Here is a 22144-nt window from a genome sequence, read left to right on the forward strand (position 1 = left end):
GCTAAGCGGGCCTGTTATTTTCCCACTCCTGCAAAAAGTCTATCAGCGCACGCACCTTCGCCGGAACATGCTTCGTGTTCGGGTAAACCGCATAAATGCCCTGGGATGGGAAACGGTATTCCGGTAGCACATGCTGAAGTTCATCGCGCCCTATCGCACTACGCACCAGCCATTCGGGCAATAAACCTACGCCGCAGCCCTGAACCACAAAAGCCATGAGCGCCGCCGCCGTGTCGGTCATAAAGCGGGCCGGCCCGGTGATCGTTAACTCCCTCGTTTCCTGGTCAGGCCCAATGACCTGCCATTCTCTGGGGGTCGGCAGCCGACGATGAATGACCCATTCCGCTTCGGCCAGCGCCTCCAGGCTGCCAACCGGGTTACGCTCAAGCCACTGCGGCGCGGCAACCGCCACAATCTCGAACCGCTCTATCAGCGCCGCGCGGTAGGACGAATCCGCCAGCTTGCCCAGGCGAATAGCCACGTCAAACTGCCCGGAGATGAGATTAGCCGGGGCAGATGAAGATTCGTGCCGGATGGTCAGCCCCGGATGCAGCCTGCCAAAGGCACTTAGCGCCGGGATAACCTTTGCATGGCCGTATTCCGGCGTTGTCGAAATACTCAGTTCGCCAGAAAATCCGCCGTGATGCCCCTGCACATCTTCCACCAGCGCTTCGCTCTCCCTTAACAGCTGCAGAGCGCGCTGGTAAAACACTTCCCCCGCCTGGGTTAACGCCACGCGCCGCGTGGAGCGTACAAGCAGCGAAACGCCAAGTTCCGCCTCAAGCTGACGAACGTTAAAGCTGATCGCCGCTTTCGTTTGCTGCATGGATTGCGCTGCCGCGGTAAATCCCCCGGCCTCCACCACCGCAACAAACTGCGCCACCCGCTGCAAGTTGAGCATGCCAATTCGCCTGATTATCAAATTATTTTTGACAGTGTATCAGCCGGAACGGGATTTATCCGTCTCGCGGAACCTGCTGAAATCGCCTTTTCTTTTTCACGAGAGCCGCCATGCCTTATCGCTACAGGGTTGCCGCCGTTTATCTGCTCGGTTTTTTTCTCGACTTAATCACTATGTTTATCGCCAACGTTGCCTGGCCTGAAATGGGGAGGGAGTTTCACGCGCCGGTTACCGAGCTGGCGTGGATAAGCCACGGCTATCTTTGCGGCCTGACGCTGGTTATCCCCTGCAGCGCGTGGCTGACGCAGCGGCTGGGTGCCAGGCGCCTGTTTATGCTTTCTTTGGGGCTTTTCTCTCTCGGCACGCTGGCTTCCGGCCTGGCTCCCGGCCTTGAAACGCTGGTCGCCGCACGTATTCTGCAGGGCGTGGGAGGCGGGCTGCTCATCCCTGTTGGCCAGGCCCTGACCTGGCAGCTTTTCGCGGTGCACGAGCGGGCAAAGCTTTCCTCGGCAATTATGCTGGTTGCGCTGCTGGCTCCGGCGCTTTCGCCAACCGCAGGTGGATTGCTGGTGGAATCTTTTGGCTGGCGCTGGATATTTCTCTCCAGCCTGCCGCTGGCGCTGCTGACGCTAGTTCTGGCGGGATTTTGGCTAAAACCTGCAGAGCAACAAACTGCCCGCAGGCCGCTGGACGTTAAAGGGCTAATACTGGGATCGGCGGGGCTATTCGCTATTTTGCTGGGCGTCACGCAGGCCGGAAACCCGGCGGCTCATGGCGCGGCATTAGTGTGGCTCATCGCTGGCATGCTTATTCTTTGGTTTTTTATTCGCCGGAATGGCAAACATCCGACCCCGCTGTTCAGCCTGCCGCTGTTGGCAGATCCTCTGCTGCGTTACGCCATGCTGGTTTACCAGTGCATTCCGGGGATTTTTATGGGCACCAGCCTGGTCAGCATTGTCTATTTGCAAACACAGTTGGGCCTGTCTGCCACTCAAACCGGAATGTTGATGCTGCCGTGGGCGATGGCCTCTTTTGTCGCGATTTCATTTACCGGCAAGATGTTTAATCGCCTCGGCCCTCGCCCACTGATCGCCGCCGGGGGCATATTTCAGGCCGCAGGGATTTTGCTGCTCACACAAATCAACTCCGGCGAGCAAGCCTCGTGGCTGGTAGCCGCTTACGCGTTGATGGGCCTGGGGGGAAGTCTTTCCAGCAGCACAGCGCAGAGCACCGCTTTTATCGCCATCCCTTCGGAGGCTATGCCGGAAGCGAGCGCACTGTGGAATATTAATCGCCAGTTAAGCTTTTGCTTTGGCGTGGCGCTACTGAGCCTGCTGTTGACTGTTTTACAGGCGCTGATGCCCGCCCCTCGCGCTTATTTTTTCACTTTTAGCCTTGCCGCCGCCGGGACGCTTGCCCCGCTGGTTTACGCCTGGCGGCTCAACAATCAGCAGATTAAAAATCAACTGACCCAAAAGGAACTCTGAGCAATGAATATCTGGTTTGAAGAAGTGATTGAGGCCCATGTTGCCATTGAGCAATGGCTTGGTGCGGGCAAGGGGGAGCTGGAAGCGCTGCTGGCATGCTTTACTCACGACTATTCAATGGTCGCGCTGAGCGGCGCAAGGCTGGATTATCCGGCACTTTGCAGCTTTTTCCGTACCAGCGGCGGCAGCCGCGAAGGGCTGGCGATTGAGGTCGATAGCCTCCAGTTACTGGACGAATGGCCGCAGGGTGCCGCCGTGCTTTACCGCGAAACGCAAACGCTGAACGGCTCCAGCACCGTGCGCTGGTCTACGGTTATTTTCCGCCGCGAGGGCGAGAAAGTGTTATGGCGACATTTACAGGAAACGGCGCAGGCTTAAGCCGGAGCGGGCGGTGAAAACCGCCCCAGCAGCCTTAAAGCGCGATGTTGAAATGCGTCCCGTCCGGCAGCTCGATATCGAGCTTAACCTTACCCCCGGCCGCCTCAACGTAACGCTTGAGGGAAGAAAGCTTGATGTCGCGGCCTTTTTTTTCCATTTCGGCAACGGTGGGCTGCTTCACGCCCAGCTTCTGCGCCATCTCAGTCTGCGTTTTTCTGACTTTGTCACGAAGTTCGGCCAGGTGGATATTCAGCAGCATTTCGTCGGCCATGGCCTGCGCGGCGGCCACCACTTCGGGTTTTTCTTCGGCCATCCATTGTTCTAACGTTCGACCCATTCTATTTGCTCCTTTTCCGTTAACTGCTGTAAGTGCGCCCGAAACTCGTTGTCTGCTAATGGCACCATGACGTTATAAAAACGCTTCTCGTTCCCTGCTTTATTTCCCGCACAGAGCAGGATGGCACAGCGTTTTATATCAAAAGCAAAAAAGATCCTGAGGGGCTCACCCCGGCACTGAATTCGCAGCTCTTTCATGTTGGAGTACTGCGACCCTTTTACCGTATCGGCATAAGGCCGTCCGAGTAAAGGCCCTCTCTCTTTGAGCAGTACAACCCCTGCCATAACGCAGGCTTTGGTCATGTCATCTGACGCCGTAACCCAGGCATCAAACGTATCCGTCATTTTAATCGACCACACATCGCCCTCCGCAATATAGGTTAAATACTATATAGGAACAAGCCTATGTGCCGATTGTGTGAGCAAAGACCAAGTTAATCATTTGGCCTTGGGTGAGTCGTCGAGAGAGATTCGGAAATGAATAATGACGTTCAGCGAGTTGCAGCCTCACTGGAAACGGACTCGTAAATTTGCTCAGGTGAAAGGTGGATGAGAAAACCCCATCCACCCTGACTGACTAATTATGATTTACGGCTGGCAATAATGTCGTCGGCCACGTTACGCGGCGCTTCGGCATAATGATGGAACTCCATGCTGTAGGTCGCCCTGCCCTGAGACATTGAGCGCAGCGTGGTGGAATAACCAAACATCTCTGCCAGCGGGACATCGGCCCGAATAATCTGGCTGCCAAAGCGTTCTTCCATGCCCTGCACCATGCCGCGGCGGGAAGAGAGGTCGCCCATAATGTTACCGGCGTAGTCTTCCGGCGTTTCCACTTCGACGTGCATGATAGGCTCCAGAATAACCGGATCCGCTTTGCGCACGGCGTCCTTGAAACCGAAGATCGCCGCCATCCTGAACGCCATTTCCGAAGAGTCGACGTCATGGTAAGAGCCGAAGGTCAGCGTGGCTTTGACGTCCACCACAGGGTAACCGGCGAGCACACCTGTATTCATCGCCTCACGCAGACCTTTTTCCACAGAAGGAATGAACTCGCGTGGTACTACGCCCCCTTTGGTGGCATCTTCAAACACAAAGCCTTTGCCCGGCTCAAGCGGTTCGAGCGTCAGCACTACATGTCCATACTGGCCTTTACCGCCTGACTGCCGCACAAATTTCCCTTCCACGTCTTTCGCCGTTTTACGGATCGTTTCGCGGTAGGTGACCTGTGGCCGGCCAATGTTCGCTTCCACGCCAAACTCACGTTTCATGCGGTCGACGATGATTTCCAGGTGAAGCTCGCCCATGCCGGAGATGATCGTCTGGCCGGATTCTTCGTCCGTATGCAGGCGGAAAGAGGGATCTTCCGCCGCTAAACGCTGCAGCGCGATACCCATTTTCTCCTGGTCGGCCTTGGTCTTCGGCTCGATAGCGAGGGAAATCACCGGCTCAGGGAACTCCATTCGCTCAAGCGTGATCGCCGCATTCGGGTCGGTTAACGTATCGCCAGTGGTGACGTCTTTCAGCCCTACGCAGGCGGCGATATCCCCGGCACGCAGCTCATCCACCTCGTGGCGGTCGTTCGCATGCATCTGCACAATACGTCCGATACGCTCCTTTTTGCCTTTCACCGGGTTGTAAACCGAATCGCCTTTTTTCAGCACGCCGGAATAAACACGGATAAAGGTCAGTTGCCCAACATACGGGTCGGTCATCAGCTTGAAAGCGAGCGCCGAGAAGGGTTCATCATCACTGGGATGGCGTTCCGCGTGCTCCCCCTTTTCATCCACGCCGTCAATGGCAGGAATGTCGAGCGGAGACGGCATCAGCTCTACGACCGCATCCAGCATGCGCTGCACACCTTTGTTTTTAAACGCGCTGCCGCACAGCATCGGCTGAATTTCCCCGGAAATGGTGCGCTTGCGCAGGCCGGTAATAATTTCCGCTTCGCTCAGATCGCCGGTTTCCAGGTATTTATCCATTAGCTCATCGCTAGCTTCCGCCGCAGCAGAGACCATTTTTTCGCGCCACAGTTGTGCAGTCTGCAGCAAATCCTGCGGCACAGGCCCATAGCTGAACGTCATGCCCTGGGTCGCATCGTCCCAGATAATGGCGCGCATTTTGATGAGATCTACCACGCCAGTGAAGCTGTCTTCTGCCCCGACCGGGATGACGATGGGAACAGGATTGGCTTTCAGGCGGTCAATCATCATCTGCACCACACGGAAGAAATCAGCGCCCGGGCGGTCCATTTTGTTAACGAAGGCCAGCCGCGGCACGCGGTATTTATTTGCCTGCCGCCAAACGGTTTCTGACTGCGGCTGCACGCCGCCCACTGAGTCGTAAACCATTACCGCGCCGTCCAGCACACGCATGGATCGCTCCACCTCAATGGTGAAGTCCACGTGTCCCGGCGTGTCTATGATGTTGATACGGTGCGGTTCAAAACCGCGATCCATACCCGGCCAGAAGCAGCTCACCGCGGCGGACGTAATGGTAATACCGCGCTCTTGCTCCTGAGCCATCCAGTCTGTCGTTGCTGCGCCATCGTGAACTTCACCCAGTTTGTGACTCATGCCGGTGTAAAACAAAATACGTTCGGTCGTGGTTGTTTTACCGGCATCAATATGGGCTGAAATACCAATGTTGCGATAGCGTTCGAGAGGGATGGGTCGGGGCATGATGTGTCCTTAGTCTTGTTGACTGTTAAGCGACGGCCACTATGGCCGCCAGAGTTGTTCGCCATCAGCATAGTACAATTGTACGAGTATATTCGAACAATTTGAGCTATCGTTAATATCAATACATTCGAAGGGCATCAAGTTTGCTATCAAGTTTGCTATAGTAGCCGGCCGCCGTGCCGCCACCGCCTACAGGAAGAGTATGATCGCCAACCATCCGGAACGAGAACAAATCCGCCTTGAAAATGTGCTTTTTGCGCTGGGCAACCCTTTGCGGATGGGGATCGTCAGATCGCTTGCCGGGGGGGAAGAGCTTACCTGTGGCGCTTTAATTCAGGATGTGGCGAAGTCGACCATGACCCACCACTGGCGGGTTCTGCGCGATAGCGGCGTAATCTGGCAGCGCCCTCAGGGACGTGAAAATTTGATTTCGCTGAGGCGTGAAGATCTGGATGCTCGGTTCCCCGGACTGCTGGAAACCCTACTGCGGGTGATGGTGAACGAGGCATAAAAAAACCGCCCTGAAGGCGGTTTTTTTATCGCTGAAGTTATTCAGACTTGGTGTCAGCCACTTTCTGCTCGCCCATCACTTTCAGCTTCTTAGAGATCTCGCGACGCTCTTTAGACAGCTCGGCGTTTTTGATGATGTAGTCATCCACGCGGTCTTCGTAGTCGGTTTTCATGCTGGCAATGATACCCTGCACCGCTTCGATGCTCATGCCTGGCTTGATGTAGTCGCTCAGGTTATCAAGCAGCAGCACGCGCTTTTGGTTGTCACGGATCTTTTTCTCTACGTCCTGAATTTCACGCTGCAGTTTGTTTTTACGACGGAACAGACGAACAAACTCCAGAACGTCCTGGAAGGTAGGTTTGATATTTTCCATTTTTACACCCCTGCTAAATTGGTACTCGGATTCGTTAAGACAACCGCCATAACCTTAGTAGTAGCGGTTGACGATTACAATTTTTTGTCAGTCTCACTAACGGGCTTGCCCTATCTTAACCTCAATTTCTGCTGAATCGAAACAAGCATTGTCATTTCTGTGCTTTACGCGCGCTATTTGCGCAGTGCGCGGCAAATGAGGTGCGACAGCAGCTCAAGCTGGCGGGCCAGTTCAAGGCTGAGCCAGACGTAGCCGTGAATAGGCGTTTCCTGCAGCTGACTGCCCTTGCCCTCCTCCATCAACTGGCGAAGTTCAAAAACGATCTCATTCAGTTTCTCGGTGTTGGCTGAGATGGGCGAAGGGTTCCCTTCATACAGCGCCGTTGCAATGGCCGACAGTGTGCGCTGCGTCATTTGCTGCGTGTCGCGCAGCGTATGAGCGTTGATCATCACAAAATGGCTTTCCCGCGTCGCCCAATAGGCGTTGATTTGCAGCTCAAGGGTGCAGACCATGTTGCGATTAATGGTCTGAATCGCCTCAAAGACTGACTTCTGAATACGGGTTTCCTTACCCGCGGGGCCAATCAGGGCGCGCATCTTGACCACGTCATTCAGGATTTTCTGCAACGGTTTTTCCAGCCGTGGGCGCTCCACAAGGTTTGGCGAGAACCCCGCAGTGTAGATTTTGCTAAACGCCTGCACGAAGGTCGCCATCTGGATACGCCAGTGAATAAACGCCCGCTGTGGGTAAACGCTGGTAAACAGCATGGCCAGAAGCGAGCCGAAGATAACGTCGCCGCTGCGCCACAGAGCAACTTCCATATCCCCCGGAGGCGCCCCAACAACCACGGAGAGCGTGATGCCGATAAGCAGCGCCTGGTAGGGACGTTTACCCAGCGCCAGATAGCCGCACAGGAACATCGCCAGCCCGCACCAGATGATCATCAGCGGTAAGGAAATAAGCTCCAGCTTAAGGGCTATCAGTCCGATGGCCGCGCCAAAAATGGTGCCACCGATACGCTGGAAGGCGCGCGGAACAACGTTCCCCCAAAAGGAAATGGGGCCCATTACCACCACCAGTGTGATAAGCGGCCAGGTGCCTTCGGGGATGTTCAGCAGGCGAACCAGAACAAATGTCAGCACAAAAGCAAGGGCGATACGTATGCCGTGGGCAACGCGATAGTTGCGGTAAATACGGATCTCAAACGGGGTCAGTGATTTGTCGGGGCGCACACCCGGCTCTCCGAAAATAAAAAAGAAATTGTACCCGTTTTTCTCACAAAGAAATCATGTTGCCGGGTGCGGCGGGGCTTTTACGCGGAATATTTCACATTTCTTTGCTGAATATCAGAAATGGGCGGCAGACTGCCGCCCGGATTCAAGCCAGCTAGCGCAGCCAGGGCGTAACGGTCACGCCAACCAGCAGCCCTTCAGGACTGAGCATACGTGACACCGTTTGCCCCCAGGGCTCGATACGGTTATCCACCAGCATCTGATACCCGGCCTGCTTTAGCACCGCTGTTGCCTGCCCGACATCTTCTACTTCAAATTCGACCCAGCTTTGGGGCGCGACAATGTGCTCGGGCCAACCGTCCACGCCGAAGCAGGACTGTGCCGCCTGAGCGAGCGGCCAGAGCGCAAAATGCTTCACGCCATCCAGCTCACCGTGTTCCGTTGCCAGATAGTCCTCGTTGCCTTCCATCGCTTTTAGTGGCAGACCGAGCACCTGCTGATAAAACCCGGCACTTGCCGCCACGTCGCGCGTAACGGGGCCATACCCGGCGATGAATAACACGTTTAATCCTGCGATAGCTTCCGTCATGGCGAGCTCCTGTCAGACTTTAGCGACCGGAATATACATATCAATTTCCCATACGCCGGACGCCGAGCCGTCGTTGAGATAGATTTCGTAACAGGGTTTGCCGGTTAACTGATAGTCACCATCAGCCTCTACCTGGTCAAAGAAGGTTTCCCAGGCTTCCTGGAATGCTTCGTTTTTTACGATGGCATGCCCGATGGCGTAAGTATCTGCCTCAATAGCCGTGATGATAACGCCTTCGCTGTTTTCCGGTAGTTTGAACTCTTCAGGTACGCCCAGCACCGTGTCCACGCGCAGCTTTTCTGGCGGAACAACATCGGGGTCATCATAGTAAATGGCCAGCCAGTCGCCATGCAGGCTGTGGGTTTTCGCCCACATGGCCAGTTGGCCAAACCCTTGCGGAACCGTGGTTTCCCACGGCCCGACCAGATGAAAACCGGCCACTTTACGCGCCGGAACATGCTGAACTTTGAATGTCATACTGCCTCCACGCTGATGAATAAATACACTGTACATTTATACACTATATTTTTTAAAGGTGGGGCACAAGCTGCCAGATTTGGGAGCAACCTCGCAGGAAATGGCGACAAAAAAACCGCGCAAATCGCGCGGTTCATCAACAAGACAAAGGGTTAAAGCTTGCGGCTGATAAAGTCGCCGAGACGCGAAAACATCCCGCCTTTCTCCACCGGCGTGAGGTTCACTAGCGGCCAGTGGGAGATGAGCCTGTCACCATCAAACAGCTGGATCTCGCCCACCTGCGTATTGGCTGCCAGCGGCGCCTCCATATCCTGCTTGCTCAGCACATACTTTGCTTTGATGTTTGGCACTTCCGATTTAGGCAGCGCGAGGAAGACGTCCTGATCCGGGCCCACATTGATATTGGCCTTGTCGCCGTACCAGATGTGCTCGCTGCCGATAGGTTTGCCTTTTTGCAAGACCTGCACGGTGTCGAAATTATCCTGCCCCCAGTGCAGCAGCTTGCGGGCCTGCTCTTCACGCCCTTTTGAGCTAAGGCCGCCCATAATCACCGCAATCAGGCGGCGCTGGCCCAGCACGCTGGAGGCAATAATGTTAAACCCTGCTGTTTCGGTATGCCCCGTTTTCAGGCCATCCACGTTCAGGGATTTATCCCACAACAGGCCGTTGCGGTTTTGCTGGGTAATCCCGTTCCAGGTGAGACTGCGCTCGCTGTACATATGGTAGAACTGGGGTTCACCGTGGATGATAGCGCGGGACAGCACGGCAAGATCATAGGCGGAGCTGTGCTGCCCCGGCGCGTCCAGGCCATGCACGGTTTCAAAATGAGTATCGTGCAGGCCAAGTTGGTCGACGTAGTGGTTCATCATGGCGACAAACTGCTTTTGTCCCCCGGCAACATAGTCTGCCAGCGCAACGCAGGCATCGTTGCCGGAATCAATAATCAACCCGCGGCTGAGATCGCGCACGGTCACCCGGTCTCCTGGCTTAATGAACATCAGCGATGACCCGTCAAACACCGGGTTACCTTTTGCCCAGGCATCTTTCCCCACTGTGACGACGTCGTCCGGGGTAATACGTTTACTGTCGATTGCGCGGTCAACGACATAGCCGGTCATCAGTTTTGTCAGGCTGGCCGGGTTACGCTGGACGTGTTCATTGCCTGCGGTCAGCACCTGCCCGGTGGTGTAATCCATCAGTACCCATGCGCCGGCTTCTACCTGAGGCGGCTGCGGCTGATGGGGGAAAATATCATCAGCATAGGCAGCATTGACGGAAAGGGACAAAAAGCTCAGGGCAACAAGCAGGCGGGTTTTCAACGGATTTTCCTCAAAGACTTAATTTACAGCGGCTCGTTTTACGGGAGTTCTTGTTAATTTGCTTCTTTAAATTGCAAGAAAATATGACATTTCATATTTAGCAATAATAATGAATGATATTTGTACTAAATATATTCCCCCGGACATCACACTGCGTTTATTCCGATATTCCATGTTTGCGTGACATTCTGATTGTGACAGCGCTGATTCATTTTTACTCTGACCGAAGAATACACGCATAAAGGTCATCGTATGGTGGAAAGTAAACGCTGGTCTCCAGAGCTGGAGGGGCTGCGAGGGCTGGCCTCGTTTTGGGTTTTGCTCGGCCACATTTGCCTGCTGGTGCAGTGCCGCATTCCTCTTCTTTATGATCCTGGGATGGGGGTCGATTTATTTATTTTGCTGTCAGGGTATTTGATGGCAAAAAATTATCAGGAGCGTCGGGAAAAAGAGCCGTGGAATAGCCCGGATACCTTTCGCAAATTCTGGCTACGCCGCTTCTTTCGCATCGCCCCGCTCTATTATTTGCTGCTGGTCGTGGCGCTGATTTTTGGCAGCTGGTTCGGCGAAATGCGCGATATTATCGCCAGCGCCTGGCCGACAACCGCCACCGCAAGCAGCCGCTATGCCGACCACTCCGCAATGAATATTTTCAGCCATCTGACGTTTATTTTTGGCCTCTTACCGGCCTGGTCCTTCCGCACCGTGTTGCCAGACTGGAGCATTGGGCTGGAGATGCAGTTTTATCTGCTGTTCCCGTTCATTATGCTGCTGGTGATGCGCTACGGGTTTACGGTTAGCGCGACGCTGCTGATGGTGGTTTGCCTGGCGGCCCGCTGGCTCTTCCCGGACTACTTCAACGCCTTTCCTATGCCGTCGATGATCCTGATAAAACTGCCGCTGTTTATCGCCGGAATGCTGATATCCCACGCGGTAATGCAAAAAAACCTGCGCTATTGCGCGCTGGCGCTGCTCGCCCCGGTCATTGCCTGGCAGATGCATATCGCCGAAACCCATCTGCGGCTGGTGGCAGAGTGCATGATGATTACCGGCATGACGCTGCTGCTCTGGCAGCCTGACAAAGAAAATCGTCTGCGCCGAATCACGGCGGCGCCTCGCAAGCTGCTCACCTGTCGGTTTAGCCTGTTTCTGGGGGATGTCTCTTATTCGGTGTACCTGCTACACCTGATGATTGTCCTCCCCACCATCGGCCTGCTCGTCCGCTACACCGGTTTTGCCCATCAGCCTTCGCTGATGCGTTTCCTGATAGTCACGGCCATCGCGCTGCCCACCGTCTGGCTGATTGCCGTTGCGCTTTACCACAAGGTTGAAAAACGCGGCATCGCGCTGGGTAAACAGTTGCTTAGCGGGGCGAAAATGAAGTCCGAAAGGTCCGTATCTTAAACGCGCTTTTCCTTCTGATGCGCCGGCAGATGGTTTACCATTGAGTCTGATGATAACTAGCTCAATGGTAACCTCTGTGTCCGATTCTGCCTCACTTGCTACCTTTCTGTTTCACGATTACGAAACCTTCGGCAAAAGCCCTTCGCTGGACAGACCGGCCCAGTTTGCCGCGATTCGCACCGACAGCGAATTTAACGTTATTGGCGAACCGGAAGTGTTTTACTGCAAGCCTGCGGATGACTACCTGCCCCAGCCTGAAGCCGTGATGATCACCGGCATTACGCCCCAGCAGGCGCTGGCGCACGGCGAGAACGAAGCGGCCTTCGCGAAGCGTATTCACGACATCTTCACGGTGCCAAAGACTTGCGTGGTGGGATACAACAACGTGCGCTTCGACGATGAAGTGACGCGGAATATTTTTTACCGTAACTTTTACGATCCGTATGCCTGGAGCTGGCAGAACGACAATTCCCGCTGGGATTTGCTCGACGTGATGCGCGCCTGTTACGCCCTGCGTCCCGAAGGCATTGTCTGGCCGGAAAATGAGGACGGGCTGCCGAGCTTCCGCCTTGAGCACCTGACCAAAGCCAACGGCATTGAACACGCTAACGCACACGATGCGATGTCAGACGTTTACGCCACCATCGCGATGGCTCAGCTAGTGAAAACCCGCCAGCCGCGCCTGTTTGAGTATCTCTACAGCCATCGCTCAAAGCAGAAGTTACAGACGCTGATTGATATCCCGCAGATGAAGCCGCTGGTCCATGTATCCGGCATGTTCGGCGCCCAGCGCGGCAATACCAGTTGGATAGCGCCGCTGGCCTGGCACCCGGACAACCGCAATGCGGTGATAATGGTCGACCTGGCCGGGGATATCTCGCCGCTGCTGGCGCTGGATGCCGCCACCCTGCGTGAACGCCTGTACACACCCAAAGCCGAACTGGGTGATAACGCAGCGGTGCCGATCAAGCTGGTGCATCTGAATAAATGTCCGGTGCTGGCCGTCGCCAACACCCTGCGCCCGGAAGATGCTGAACGCCTCGGCATTAACCGCCAGCAATGCCTTGATAACCTGAAAGTACTGCGCGAACACCCGGAAGTGCGTGAGAAGGTGGTGGCGCTGTTTGCCGAAGCCGAGCCGTTTGTGCCTTCCGATAACGTCGATGCCCAGCTTTACAACGGCTTCTTTAGTGACGCCGACCGTGCTGCAATGCGCATCGTGCTGCAAACCGACCCGCAGAATCTGCCGGCGCTGGATATCACCTTTGCCGATAAGCGCATTGAGAAGCTGTTGTTCAACTACCGCGCGCGCAACTGGCCGGGCACGTTAAGCGAAGATGAGCAGAACCGCTGGCTGCAGTATCGCCGGGACGTACTTTCCCAGGAAGCTCTGCAGGCCTATGCTCTTGAGCTGGAATCGCTGTATAACCAGCATGAAGGGGATAAAGAGAAAATGGCGCTGCTGAAATCGCTATTTGAATATGCCCAGTACCTGGTCGGTTAACCCTTTTGACAGATAAAAAATGGCTCCCTTTGGGAGCCATTTTTATTGCTTCGAAACTGATTAAGCGATGTCTTCGTTGTACTGAGGCACCGGGTTACGGAAGCTGCGGGTCACGCAGGCCACGTAAATCAGGCCGATCGCACCCCAAATCAGGCCGAGAATCATCGAGCTTTGTTCCAGGTTAATCCACAGCGCACCCACGGTCAGGGCACCAATCGTCGGCAGAACCAGGAAGTTCAGGTGATCTTTGAACGTCTTGTTGCGCTTTTCGCGGATCCAGAACTGCGAGATAACCGACAGGTTAACGAAGGTAAAGGCAACCAGTGCACCGAAGTTAATCAGCGCGGTGGCGGTAACCAGGTCAAAGTCGATAGCCATCAGCGCAACTGCGCCCACCAGCAGCACGTTGAACGCCGGGGTACGCCATTTCGGATGAATATAACCAAAGAAGCGGTTCGGGAACACGCCGTCACGGCCCATCACGTACATCAGGCGGGAAACGCCAGTGTGCGCGGCCATACCGGAAGCCAGTACGGTAATGGTGGAGAAGATCAGCGCGCCAACCTGGAAGGCTTTACCCGCCACAAACAGCATGATTTCCGGCTGAGACGCATCCGGATCCTTGAAGCGAGAGATATCCGGGAAGTACAGCTGCAGGAAATAGGTGGAGACGATGAAGATCAGGCCACCAATCAGCGCGGTCAGGAAGATAGCGCGCGGAATCACACGCTCGGCGTTCTTGGTCTCTTCAGACAGGTTGCTGATGCCGTCAAACCCGGTAAACGAGAAGCACAGGATTGTCGCGCCGGTAATCATCGGCACGATATGCGCGTTCTCAGACCAGAACGGCTTGCTGCTTGTCAGCGTACCCGCACCTTCACCGCCCGCAACGCCGTACACCACCATTCCCATGATTACCGCAATCAGCAGAATCTGCAGGATAACGATGATGCTGTTGAAGTTGGCGACAGTTTTAACGCTGCGCAGGTTAGAAACGGTCATAAAGCCGACCAGCACGACCACGAAGATCCACGACGGCACCGCAGGCACCAGCGCTTCAAAGTAGATTTTTGCCAGCAGGATGTTAATCATCGGCGCGAACAGGTAGTCCAGCAGCGACGACCAGCCCACCATAAAACCGACCAGCGGGTTAATGGATTTTTGGGCGTAGGTATAAGCGGAACCCGCAGACGGGAAACGACGCACCAGCTTGCCATAGCTCAGCGCGGTGAACAGGATCGCCACCAGAGCAAAGGCATAAGCCGTCGGCACATGGCCATCGGTCATCCCGGAAACAATACCGAAAGTATCAAACAAGGTCATCGGCTGCATGTAGGCAAGGCCCATCATGACTACCGGTACCAGCGTCAGGGTCTTACGCAGACCTGGGCGGGTGTTTGCACCTGCGGTGACGTTAAGCGACATGGTTGTTTCCCTCAGTGGAGAAAGCCTGCGCAAAAGCAAAAATCTGCCCCATCTTAATTTCCTCGGCGACACGACTGTCGTTTTTTAAAAGCTAGTATCTATCCGGTACGAAGCCCGGCCTCTTGGTTTTTTTGGCAAATGCCGTTTGTCTGACTTAATTGATTGCAAAAAAATAACCGACGTCTCTTAAACGTCGGTTAGTTTTCTCTTTTGCAGGCCGCGTATTTTGCACCATACGAAGGCACAATGACAAGATGTTAAAGCCATCTTTGGCAATTTCTTTTTCAGCGCCTGGCGGAAGTAAAAACTCCCACATCCAGCACGGCAGAAGAAGATAATCCCGTTCCGACACATCGCTGCCATAACGCACTGCCTGACTGCCATTCAACATAGCCAGGTTAGTAAAATTCCGCCAGTCAAAAAGGCACTATTTTTCTACTGGCATATACACCTGGGCGATATGCGGGTCGGCGACGATTTTTTCTCGCCACCATTCGCTGGCAAGCCCGGCCGTTTGCTCATTCCAGCCAATCCAAACCGGTACATAAGGCACCTGCCCCGCAACCTGTTTTTCCACCAGCGCACCACTCTCAATATAGCGCTGCGCCATATAGCGTGGCATATACCCGCAGCCAATGCCGCTGATTTGCAGCTCGAGCTTGGTTTTGAAATCAAACACGGTGATCGCCTCCTGCTCTTCAAGCAAATGCAGCGCTCGGGCGGACTCGATTCTGGAGGTATCTCCGACGACCACCGCCCGGGACTGCTTAACCAGCCGTCTGGGCAGTGGCTCCTCCGCTTTCGCCAGCGAATGATGTGGGGCGACAACAAAGACGATCTCCAGCCGGCCCAGAAGCGTAAAGCCAAAACCGCTCAGCGAAGGCGGCTCGCTCATCGCCCCGACAATAATGTCCGCCCGCCCTTCCGTGAGCGCCTCCCACGAGCCGCCAAGCACATCGTTGATAAATTTTAGCCGCGTTACGCTGTAGCTTTGATAGAACGCCTCAATTAAGGGCGTCAGCAGGGAAAAGGGAAAGGCATTGTCCACGCCGATGGTGAGTTCGTGTTCCCAGCCCTGCTGGAGTTTGATCGCCTGCTTTTCCAGCTCGCGTACCGAATGCAGAATTTCCCTGCCTTTTTCCAGCAGGAGCTGGCCGGTTCGCGTAAAGCGCGCCCGGTGGCCGCTGCGGTCGAGGATTTGAATATTGAGGTCGCTTTCCAGCTTTTGCACGCTGTAGCTCAGCGCCGAAGGGGTTTTAAAGAGCTTTGCCGCCGCCGCAGCAAAACTCCCTTCTTTATCCAGCGCATCGAGAATGATCAGGACCTCCAGTAAAGGTTTCATATTCACTCCCGGATGTGCGGCTGAATTTACTGCATAGGCATAAGCAGCGGATTAGGATATTGATAGTCGAAGCCTAGCTCATTACAGATGCGGCTGCCGTCAATCAGCTTGCCGTGGCCGGTGGCCGCGTCTTTACGGAACGACGGGGCCTCAAGGCCAATTTGCCGCGCCATAAGCGAATAGAATTCTTCCCGCGTTGGGTGGGCCGGAGCACATAGATTATAGACTCGCCCGCCTTTAGGTGCCTGAAGCAGCAGCGTGATGGCCGAAATCACATCTTCCAGATGCACGAGATTTACGCCGTGCTGCCCGTTTGCCACGTCCCTTTTTCCCGCTAAAAAACGCCCAGGATGGCGTTCCGGCCCCACCAGCCCCGCGAGGCGGAGGATATCCACGGACGTCCCCGGGAGTTTGTGCAGCCAGTCTTCCAGCTCTTTAAGCACTTTCCCACTGGCGGTAACAGGTTTAAGCGGGGACGTCTCTTTTACGCTACCCTCCCCTTCCCCATACACGGAGGTCGAGCTGGTAAAAATAATGCGCGGCACGGAATGCGCCAGCGCGCTGTCGACTATTTCCTGCACCGCCTGCAGATAAAAATCATCGCCTTCTCCAGTACGTCGGGCGGGCAGCGTCACCACTAACGCGTCAACGTTCAGCAGCGCTTCCAGGTCCTCACTGTCGCAAACCAGTTCCGGCTGCAGATTCAGCTGATAACTTTCGATCCCGCACATGCGAGCTGCTTCTACGCCATCCAGCGTGGTTTTGCTGCCGGTGACCTGATAACCGCGCGCTGACAATGAGAGCGCCAGCGGCATACCCAACCACCCCAATCCGACTATTGCGACCCTTTTCATGCCTTGTCTCCTGACCTTGCAGCATTATCTTCTGACGAGTGAATTTAGCTCTCCGTTAAGGCTACGCCACCCGGGCAGAACTGACAATTCCCTCAGCCTTACAGAATATTAATCAACGAGGAAAAAACCCCTTGCGCTCGGTGCGTCATCTGGTTTACGTTAATTGGCACATAATGAATAGTCATTCATACGAGAATTTTATGACACGCGCTCAGTTTAAAAACCACCATCATCACCATCACCCTGACTAGTCTTTCAGGCGATTGGTGCTGGGAGACGAAAAGATCTTCCAGTGGTGCGTGAACGCGAGAAAAAGCCCCCGGAAGATATCTTCCGGGGGCTTTTTTATTGGGCGTCAGACAGGAATTGATAAGGGGTAACTACCGATGACCGACAACAACCGTTTACGCATAGCTATGCAGAAATCTGGCCGTCTTAGCGATGATTCACGCGAATTACTCGCCCGCTGCGGCATAAAAATTAACCTGCACACCCAACGCCTGATTGCGCTGGCCGAAAACATGCCCATCGACATCCTGCGCGTGCGTGATGACGACATTCCAGGGCTGGTGATGGACGGCGTCGTGGACCTCGGCATCATCGGTGAAAACGTGCTCGAAGAAGAGCTGCTGACGCGCCGCGCCCAGGGCGAAGATCCGCGTTATTACACGCTGCGTCGCCTGGACTTTGGCGGCTGCCGCCTGTCGTTGGCCACCGCCGTAGACGAGCCGTGGGATGGCCCGGCCAGCCTCAACAACAAACGCATTGCGACCTCTTACCCGCACCTGCTGAAGCGCTACCTCGACCAGAAAGGCGTGCAGTTTAAATCCTGCCTGCTGAACGGCTCGGTGGAGGTGGCCCCACGCGCCGGTCTGGCCGATGCCATCTGCGACCTGGTGTCTACCGGCGCAACCCTTGAAGCCAACGGGCTGCGTGAAGTCGAAGTTATCTACCGCTCCAAAGCCTGCCTGATCCAGCGTGACGGCGAAATGCCGGCAGCCAAGCAGCAGCTGATCGACAAACTGCTGACCCGTATCCAGGGCGTGATTCAGGCTCGCGAGTCCAAATACATCATGATGCACGCGCCAACCGAGCGCCTGGATGAAGTGATTGCCCTGCTGCCGGGCGCCGAGCGTCCAACCATTCTGCCGCTGGCCGGCGATCAGCAGCGCGTGGCGATGCACATGGTGAGCAGCGAAACGCTGTTCTGGGAAACCATGGAAAAACTGAAGGCGCTGGGTGCCAGTTCCATTCTGGTGCTGCCGATTGAGAAGATGATGGAGTGATGTGATGAGCAACTTCAACACGCTGATTAACTGGAACGCCTGCGACGAAGGCGCGCGACGCGCGCTGCTAATGCGCCCGGCTATCTCCGCTTCGGACAGCATCACTCGCACCGTGGCGGAAATCCTGAACAACGTTAAAAGCAACGGCGATGCCGCCCTGCGTGAATACAGCGCGAAGTTCGATAAAACTGAAGTGAAGCAGCTGCAGGTCACTCAGCAGCAAATCGATGAAGCCGTCGCGAGACTCGGCAGCGAGATTAAAGAGGCGATGGCCGTGGCCGTCGCTAACATCGAAAAATTCCACCTCGCGCAGCAGCTTGCCCCGGTGGATGTGGAAACCATGCCCGGCGTGCGCTGCCAGCAGGTGACTCGCCCTGTAGCCTCCGTGGGCCTGTACATTCCCGGTGGATCCGCCCCGCTGTTCTCCACCGTGCTGATGCTGGCCACGCCTGCCCGCATTGCTGGCTGCAAAAAAGTCGTCCTTTGCTCCCCACCGCCAATTGCCGATGAGATTCTCTACGCGGCCCAGCTTTGCGGCGTACAGGAAGTGTTTCAGGTCGGCGGCGCCCAAGCTATTGCCGCGCTGGCGCTAGGCACAGAAAGCATTCCGAAAGTGGACAAGATTTTTGGGCCTGGCAACGCCTTCGTCACCGAAGCAAAGCGCCAGGTCAGTCAGCGTCTCGACGGCGCAGCTATTGATATGCCTGCTGGCCCATCGGAAGTGCTGGTGATCGCCGACAGCGGCGCCACGCCTAATTTTGTCGCCTCCGACCTGCTTTCTCAGGCGGAACACGGCCCGGATTCTCAGGTGGTTCTGCTGACCCCAGACAGCACCATGGCCCTGGCCGTTGCCGATGCCGTTGAGCGCCAGCTTGCCGCCCTGCCGCGCGCAGAAACCGCACGCAAAGCGCTGGAAAGCAGTCGCTTAATTGTTGCCCGTGATTTAGCGCAGTGCATTGAGATTTCCAACCAATACGGTCCAGAGCATCTGATCATTCAGACCCGCAACGCCCGTGAACTGGTGGACGATATTACCAGCGCAGGCTCGGTATTTCTGGGCGACTGGTCGCCGGAATCCGCCGGGGATTATGCCTCCGGGACAAACCACGTCCTGCCGACCTACGGTTACACCTCCACCTGCTCAAGCCTCGGGCTGGCGGACTTTCAGAAGCGCATGACCGTGCAGGAGCTGTCTCCGCAGGGTTTTGCTTCTCTGGCAAAAACCATTGAAACCCTGGCCGCCGCCGAGCAACTGACCGCCCACAAAAACGCCGTTACCCTCCGCGTAGCCGCCCTGAAGGAGCAAGCATGAGCCTCGAAGAGTTAGCCCGCGCCAACGTTCGCGCCCTGACCCCTTATCAGTCTGCCCGCCGCCTGGGCGGGAACGGTGACGTCTGGCTGAACGCCAACGAATACCCGACGCCGGTAGAGTTCCAGTTAACCGCGCAGACGCTGAACCGCTACCCGGAGTGCCAGCCAAAGCAGGTCATCGCCAACTATGCCAGCTACGCAGGCGTGAAGCCTGAGCAGGTTTTGGTGAGCCGCGGCGCGGATGAAGGTATCGAACTGCTGATTCGCGCGTTCTGCGAACCGGGCAAAGACGCGATTCTCTATTGTCCGCCGACCTACGGCATGTACACCGTCAGTGCCGAAACCTTTGGCGTAGAGTGCCGCACCGTGGCCACGCTGGATAGCTGGCAACTGGATCTTCCGGCGATTGCAGAGAAGCTCGACGGCGTAAAAGTTGTTTATGTTTGCAGCCCAAACAACCCAACCGGCCAGTTGATTAATCCGCAGGATCTGCGCGCGCTGCTGGAAATGACCCGCGATAAAGCGCTGGTCGTTGCCGATGAAGCCTATATCGAGTTTTGCCCCCAGGCGACGCTGGCAGGCTGGCTTCAGGAATATCCCAACCTGGTCGTGCTGCGGACGCTCTCCAAAGCATTTGCGCTTGCAGGCCTGCGCTGCGGATTTACGCTGGCGAATGAGGAAGTGATCAACCTGCTGCTAAAAGTCATCGCCCCTTACCCGCTTTCTACACCGGTAGCTGACATCGCCGCCCAGGCGCTAAGCCCGCAGGGCATCAACGCGATGCGTGAGCGCGTGGCCGAAGTGCTACTTAATCGCCAGTATCTGATCAATGAGCTGAAAAGCGTCCCTTGCGTTGAGCAGGTTTTCGACAGCGAAACCAACTACGTCATCGCCAGAATGACCGCCTCCAGCGCAGTCTTTAAATCACTGTGGGATCAGGGCATTATCTTACGTGACCAGAATAAACAACCGACGTTAAGCGGCTGCCTGCGCATCAGCATCGGCACGCGAGAAGAGTGCCAGCGCGCCATTGAGGCGCTGCGTCAGCAACCCGGCCTGCAGGCCACGGAGAGCAAATGAGCCAGAAAGTACTTTTTATTGACCGCGACGGGACCCTGATTTCCGAGCCACCGAGCGATTACCAGGTCGACCGCATGGAGAAACTCGCCTTTGAGCCTGCAGTGATCCCGGCTCTGCTGCAGCTGCAAAAGGCGGGTTACCGTCTGGTGATGATCACCAACCAGGACGGCCTGGGTACCGCCAGCTTCCCTCAGGCCGATTTCGACGGCCCGCACAACCTGATGATGCAGGTGCTGACCTCACAGGACATTCTTTTTGATGAGGTGCTGATTTGCCCTCACCTGCCGGCGGACAACTGCGACTGCCGCAAGCCGAAGCTGGCGCTGGTCACTGGCTACCTGCAGGACGGCGTGCTGGATAAAGCTAATAGTTACGTGATTGGCGACCGCGCCACGGACATTGAGCTGGCCGCAAACATGGGCATTCAGGGCCTGCGCTACAACAGCGATGGCCTGGACTGGAAGCAAATCGCCGAGAAACTCACTAAGCGCGATCGCTACGCCCACGTGGAGCGCAACACCAAAGAAACGCAGATTGACGTGAAGGTGTGGCTGGATCGTGAAGGCGGCAGCAAAATCGCTACCGGCGTCGGTTTCTTTGATCACATGCTGGACCAGATCTGCACCCATGGCGGCTTCCGCATGGAGATCGCGGTGAAAGGCGATTTATACATCGACGATCACCACACCGTGGAAGATACCGGTCTGGCGCTGGGCGAAGCGCTGAAGCTGGCGCTGGGCGACAAACGTGGCATCATCCGCTTTGGCTTTGTGCTGCCGATGGACGAATGCCTCGCCCGCTGCGCGCTGGATATCTCCGGCCGCCCGCACCTCGAATATAAAGCCGAGTTCAACTACCAGCGCGTGGGCGATCTCAGCACCGAAATGGTGGAACACTTCTTCCGCTCGCTCTCTTACACCATGGGCGTGACGCTGCACCTGAAGACCAAAGGCAAGAACGATCACCACCGCGTGGAGAGCCTGTTTAAAGTCTTTGGCCGCACCCTGCGCCAGGCGATTCGCGTAGAGGGCGATACGCTCCCCTCCTCGAAAGGAGTGCTCTGATGAACGTGGTGATCCTCGACACGGGCTGCGCCAACCTGCATTCGGTGAAATCGGCCATTCAGCGCCACGGCTATGAGCCGCTGGTCAGCCGTGATCCGGACGTGGTGCTGCGCGCCGATAAGCTTTTTCTGCCGGGCGTAGGCACCGCGCAGGCGGCCATGAACCAAATCATCGAGCGCGATTTGGTGGAGTTGATTAAAGCCTGTACCCAGCCCGTGTTGGGTATTTGCCTGGGAATGCAGCTTCTCGGCAGCCGCAGTGACGAAAGCCACGGCGTGGAAATGCTGGGCATTATCGACCAGCCGGTATTGCAGATGAAAGACTTCGGCCTGCCGCTGCCGCACATGGGCTGGAACCGCGTTTACCCGAAGGCGGGCGACCGCCTGTTCCGCGGCATTGAAGACGGGGCGTATTTCTACTTCGTTCACAGCTACGCGATGCCGGTCTGCGAAAACACCATCGCCCAGGCAAACTACGGTGAAGCCTTCACCGCGGCGGTGCAAAAAGATAATTTCTGGGGCGTTCAGTTCCACCCCGAACGTTCCGGTTCGGCTGGGGCTCAGCTGCTGAAAAACTTTCTGGAGATGTAG

At 55.9% G+C, this 22144-nt stretch carries 25 protein-coding genes and 1 other annotated feature; of the genes, 11 read left to right on the forward strand and 14 right to left on the reverse strand.

Features of this window, described 5'->3' with window-relative positions:
• Position 1 precedes the first annotated feature (1 nt).
• The gene (locus A936_RS04295; protein WP_008454991.1) at positions 2 to 901 is read right to left on the reverse strand and encodes a LysR family transcriptional regulator; all 900 of its coding nucleotides are present in this window, start codon (positions 899 to 901) and stop codon (positions 2 to 4) included.
• A gap of 110 nt (positions 902 to 1011) precedes the next feature.
• Between A936_RS04295 and A936_RS04300 the strand changes: the two genes are divergently transcribed.
• Together A936_RS04300 and A936_RS04305 are read left to right on the forward strand one after the other, a co-directional pair.
• Positions 1012 to 2388: an MFS transporter gene (locus A936_RS04300; protein WP_008454993.1), complete on the forward strand. Its 1377-nt coding sequence runs from the start codon at positions 1012 to 1014 to the stop codon at positions 2386 to 2388.
• A gap of 3 nt (positions 2389 to 2391) precedes the next feature.
• On the forward strand, positions 2392 to 2766 hold the full coding sequence (locus tag A936_RS04305; protein ID WP_008454996.1) for a DUF4440 domain-containing protein: 375 nt from the start codon (positions 2392 to 2394) through the stop codon (positions 2764 to 2766).
• 34 nt (positions 2767 to 2800) lie between these two features.
• Here the strand turns inward: A936_RS04305 and proR are convergent, their stop codons facing one another.
• The 3 genes from proR to fusA form a co-directional block, all read right to left on the reverse strand.
• Positions 2801 to 3103: a transcriptional regulator ProR gene (proR, locus tag A936_RS04310; protein ID WP_008454998.1), complete on the reverse strand. Its 303-nt coding sequence runs from the start codon at positions 3101 to 3103 to the stop codon at positions 2801 to 2803.
• Positions 3088 to 3462 (reverse strand): type II toxin-antitoxin system RelE/ParE family toxin, encoded by a 375-nt coding sequence (locus tag A936_RS04315; RefSeq protein ID WP_008455001.1) that lies wholly within the window; start codon positions 3460 to 3462, stop codon positions 3088 to 3090. Before A936_RS04315 ends, proR begins: the two co-directional genes overlap by 16 nt.
• A 221-nt stretch (positions 3463 to 3683) precedes the next feature.
• Positions 3684 to 5783, reverse strand: a complete 2100-nt coding sequence (gene fusA / locus A936_RS04320; protein WP_008455002.1) for an elongation factor G — start codon at positions 5781 to 5783, stop codon at positions 3684 to 3686.
• A 202-nt stretch (positions 5784 to 5985) separates the two neighbouring features.
• On the opposite strand from fusA, the gene A936_RS04325 reads away from it, so the two are divergent.
• The gene (locus A936_RS04325; RefSeq protein ID WP_008455004.1) at positions 5986 to 6294 is read left to right on the forward strand and encodes an ArsR/SmtB family transcription factor; all 309 of its coding nucleotides are present in this window, start codon (positions 5986 to 5988) and stop codon (positions 6292 to 6294) included.
• Positions 6295 to 6331: 37 nt separating this feature from the next.
• Here the strand turns inward: A936_RS04325 and A936_RS04330 are convergent, their stop codons facing one another.
• The 5 genes from A936_RS04330 to dacD form a co-directional block, all read right to left on the reverse strand.
• Positions 6332 to 6667 (reverse strand): DUF496 family protein, encoded by a 336-nt coding sequence (locus tag A936_RS04330; RefSeq protein WP_008455006.1) that lies wholly within the window; start codon positions 6665 to 6667, stop codon positions 6332 to 6334.
• A gap of 173 nt (positions 6668 to 6840) precedes the next feature.
• Positions 6841 to 7899 (reverse strand): FUSC family protein, encoded by a 1059-nt coding sequence (locus A936_RS04335; protein WP_008455009.1) that lies wholly within the window; start codon positions 7897 to 7899, stop codon positions 6841 to 6843.
• 154 nt (positions 7900 to 8053) lie between these two features.
• Positions 8054 to 8488: a VOC family protein gene (locus tag A936_RS04340; RefSeq protein WP_008455011.1), complete on the reverse strand. Its 435-nt coding sequence runs from the start codon at positions 8486 to 8488 to the stop codon at positions 8054 to 8056.
• Between the two features lie 12 nt (positions 8489 to 8500).
• Positions 8501 to 8965, reverse strand: a complete 465-nt coding sequence (gene sbmC / locus A936_RS04345) for a DNA gyrase inhibitor SbmC (RefSeq protein ID WP_008455013.1) — start codon at positions 8963 to 8965, stop codon at positions 8501 to 8503.
• A 152-nt stretch (positions 8966 to 9117) separates the two neighbouring features.
• Positions 9118 to 10284, reverse strand: coding sequence for a serine-type D-Ala-D-Ala carboxypeptidase DacD (gene dacD, locus A936_RS04350; protein ID WP_008455015.1), 1167 nt, complete (start codon positions 10282 to 10284; stop codon positions 9118 to 9120).
• 252 nt (positions 10285 to 10536) lie between these two features.
• Here dacD and A936_RS04355 point away from each other — a divergent pair, with 252 nt between their 5' ends.
• Both A936_RS04355 and sbcB read left to right on the forward strand, forming a co-directional pair.
• Positions 10537 to 11688: an acyltransferase family protein gene (locus tag A936_RS04355; RefSeq protein WP_008455017.1), complete on the forward strand. Its 1152-nt coding sequence runs from the start codon at positions 10537 to 10539 to the stop codon at positions 11686 to 11688.
• Between the two features lie 76 nt (positions 11689 to 11764).
• Positions 11765 to 13192 carry an exodeoxyribonuclease I gene (sbcB, locus tag A936_RS04360; protein ID WP_008455020.1) on the forward strand — a complete coding sequence of 476 codons (1428 nt, stop codon included), beginning with the start codon at positions 11765 to 11767 and terminating at the stop codon, positions 13190 to 13192.
• Between the two features lie 60 nt (positions 13193 to 13252).
• On the opposite strand, the gene A936_RS04365 is transcribed toward sbcB, so the two are convergent.
• From A936_RS04365 to A936_RS04380, 5 genes are all read right to left on the reverse strand, one after another.
• Complete coding sequence (locus A936_RS04365; protein WP_008455022.1) at positions 13253 to 14617, reverse strand: APC family permease; 1365 nt, start codon at positions 14615 to 14617, stop codon at positions 13253 to 13255.
• Positions 14607 to 14669 (reverse strand): hypothetical protein, encoded by a 63-nt coding sequence (locus A936_RS24040; protein WP_494493252.1) that lies wholly within the window; start codon positions 14667 to 14669, stop codon positions 14607 to 14609. The genes A936_RS04365 and A936_RS24040 overlap by 11 nt, the downstream gene beginning before the upstream one ends.
• A 102-nt stretch (positions 14670 to 14771) precedes the next feature.
• A complete protein-coding gene (locus A936_RS04370; RefSeq protein ID WP_008455023.1) occupies positions 14772 to 15008 on the reverse strand; it encodes a hypothetical protein in 237 nt (78 codons plus the stop codon).
• Between the two features lie 36 nt (positions 15009 to 15044).
• Positions 15045 to 15959, reverse strand: coding sequence for a LysR substrate-binding domain-containing protein (locus A936_RS04375; RefSeq protein ID WP_008455025.1), 915 nt, complete (start codon positions 15957 to 15959; stop codon positions 15045 to 15047).
• 26 nt (positions 15960 to 15985) lie between these two features.
• A complete protein-coding gene (locus tag A936_RS04380; protein ID WP_008455027.1) occupies positions 15986 to 16813 on the reverse strand; it encodes an SDR family oxidoreductase in 828 nt (275 codons plus the stop codon).
• Between the two features lie 200 nt (positions 16814 to 17013).
• On the opposite strand from A936_RS04380, the gene hisL reads away from it, so the two are divergent.
• From hisL to hisH, 6 genes are all read left to right on the forward strand, one after another.
• Positions 17014 to 17064 carry a his operon leader peptide gene (hisL, locus tag A936_RS23405; protein ID WP_126358378.1) on the forward strand — a complete coding sequence of 17 codons (51 nt, stop codon included), beginning with the start codon at positions 17014 to 17016 and terminating at the stop codon, positions 17062 to 17064.
• Positions 17040 to 17162, forward strand: a sequence feature (His leader region). (Overlaps the previous gene by 25 nt.)
• A gap of 37 nt (positions 17163 to 17199) precedes the next feature.
• The gene (gene hisG / locus A936_RS04385; RefSeq protein ID WP_008455029.1) at positions 17200 to 18099 is read left to right on the forward strand and encodes an ATP phosphoribosyltransferase; all 900 of its coding nucleotides are present in this window, start codon (positions 17200 to 17202) and stop codon (positions 18097 to 18099) included.
• A gap of 4 nt (positions 18100 to 18103) precedes the next feature.
• The gene (gene hisD / locus A936_RS04390; RefSeq protein WP_008455031.1) at positions 18104 to 19411 is read left to right on the forward strand and encodes a histidinol dehydrogenase; all 1308 of its coding nucleotides are present in this window, start codon (positions 18104 to 18106) and stop codon (positions 19409 to 19411) included.
• Positions 19408 to 20490 (forward strand): histidinol-phosphate transaminase, encoded by a 1083-nt coding sequence (gene hisC, locus A936_RS04395; RefSeq protein ID WP_008455033.1) that lies wholly within the window; start codon positions 19408 to 19410, stop codon positions 20488 to 20490. Before hisD ends, hisC begins: the two co-directional genes overlap by 4 nt.
• Positions 20487 to 21554, forward strand: a complete 1068-nt coding sequence (gene hisB / locus A936_RS04400) for a bifunctional histidinol-phosphatase/imidazoleglycerol-phosphate dehydratase HisB (protein WP_008455036.1) — start codon at positions 20487 to 20489, stop codon at positions 21552 to 21554. Before hisC ends, hisB begins: the two co-directional genes overlap by 4 nt.
• Positions 21554 to 22144: an imidazole glycerol phosphate synthase subunit HisH gene (gene hisH, locus A936_RS04405; RefSeq protein ID WP_008455038.1), complete on the forward strand. Its 591-nt coding sequence runs from the start codon at positions 21554 to 21556 to the stop codon at positions 22142 to 22144. The genes hisB and hisH overlap by 1 nt, the downstream gene beginning before the upstream one ends.

Origin of the sequence: Enterobacter sp. Ag1, from assembly GCA_000277545.1 — a bacterium.
Lineage (GTDB): Bacteria > Pseudomonadota > Gammaproteobacteria > Enterobacterales > Enterobacteriaceae > Cedecea.

Coding starts and splice junctions, on each gene's coding strand:
- A936_RS04330 (WP_008455006.1), bottom strand. CDS start 6,667: ATGGAAAATATCAAACCTACCTTCCAGGACGTTCTGGAGTTTGTTCGT.
- A936_RS04375 (WP_008455025.1), bottom strand. CDS start 15,959: ATGAAACCTTTACTGGAGGTCCTGATCATTCTCGATGCGCTGGATAAA.
- A936_RS04380 (WP_008455027.1), bottom strand. CDS start 16,813: ATGAAAAGGGTCGCAATAGTCGGATTGGGGTGGTTGGGTATGCCGCTG.
- hisG (WP_008455029.1), top strand. CDS start 17,200: ATGACCGACAACAACCGTTTACGCATAGCTATGCAGAAATCTGGCCGT.
- fusA (WP_008455002.1), bottom strand. CDS start 5,783: ATGCCCCGACCCATCCCTCTCGAACGCTATCGCAACATTGGTATTTCA.
- hisC (WP_008455033.1), top strand. CDS start 19,408: ATGAGCCTCGAAGAGTTAGCCCGCGCCAACGTTCGCGCCCTGACCCCT.
- hisH (WP_008455038.1), top strand. CDS start 21,554: ATGAACGTGGTGATCCTCGACACGGGCTGCGCCAACCTGCATTCGGTG.
- sbmC (WP_008455013.1), bottom strand. CDS start 8,965: ATGACATTCAAAGTTCAGCATGTTCCGGCGCGTAAAGTGGCCGGTTTT.
- A936_RS04340 (WP_008455011.1), bottom strand. CDS start 8,488: ATGACGGAAGCTATCGCAGGATTAAACGTGTTATTCATCGCCGGGTAT.
- hisD (WP_008455031.1), top strand. CDS start 18,104: ATGAGCAACTTCAACACGCTGATTAACTGGAACGCCTGCGACGAAGGC.
- hisB (WP_008455036.1), top strand. CDS start 20,487: ATGAGCCAGAAAGTACTTTTTATTGACCGCGACGGGACCCTGATTTCC.
- A936_RS04305 (WP_008454996.1), top strand. CDS start 2,392: ATGAATATCTGGTTTGAAGAAGTGATTGAGGCCCATGTTGCCATTGAG.
- A936_RS04365 (WP_008455022.1), bottom strand. CDS start 14,617: ATGTCGCTTAACGTCACCGCAGGTGCAAACACCCGCCCAGGTCTGCGT.
- proR (WP_008454998.1), bottom strand. CDS start 3,103: ATGGGTCGAACGTTAGAACAATGGATGGCCGAAGAAAAACCCGAAGTG.
- A936_RS04325 (WP_008455004.1), top strand. CDS start 5,986: ATGATCGCCAACCATCCGGAACGAGAACAAATCCGCCTTGAAAATGTG.
- A936_RS04300 (WP_008454993.1), top strand. CDS start 1,012: ATGCCTTATCGCTACAGGGTTGCCGCCGTTTATCTGCTCGGTTTTTTT.
- A936_RS04295 (WP_008454991.1), bottom strand. CDS start 901: ATGCTCAACTTGCAGCGGGTGGCGCAGTTTGTTGCGGTGGTGGAGGCC.
- A936_RS04370 (WP_008455023.1), bottom strand. CDS start 15,008: ATGTTGAATGGCAGTCAGGCAGTGCGTTATGGCAGCGATGTGTCGGAA.
- A936_RS04355 (WP_008455017.1), top strand. CDS start 10,537: ATGGTGGAAAGTAAACGCTGGTCTCCAGAGCTGGAGGGGCTGCGAGGG.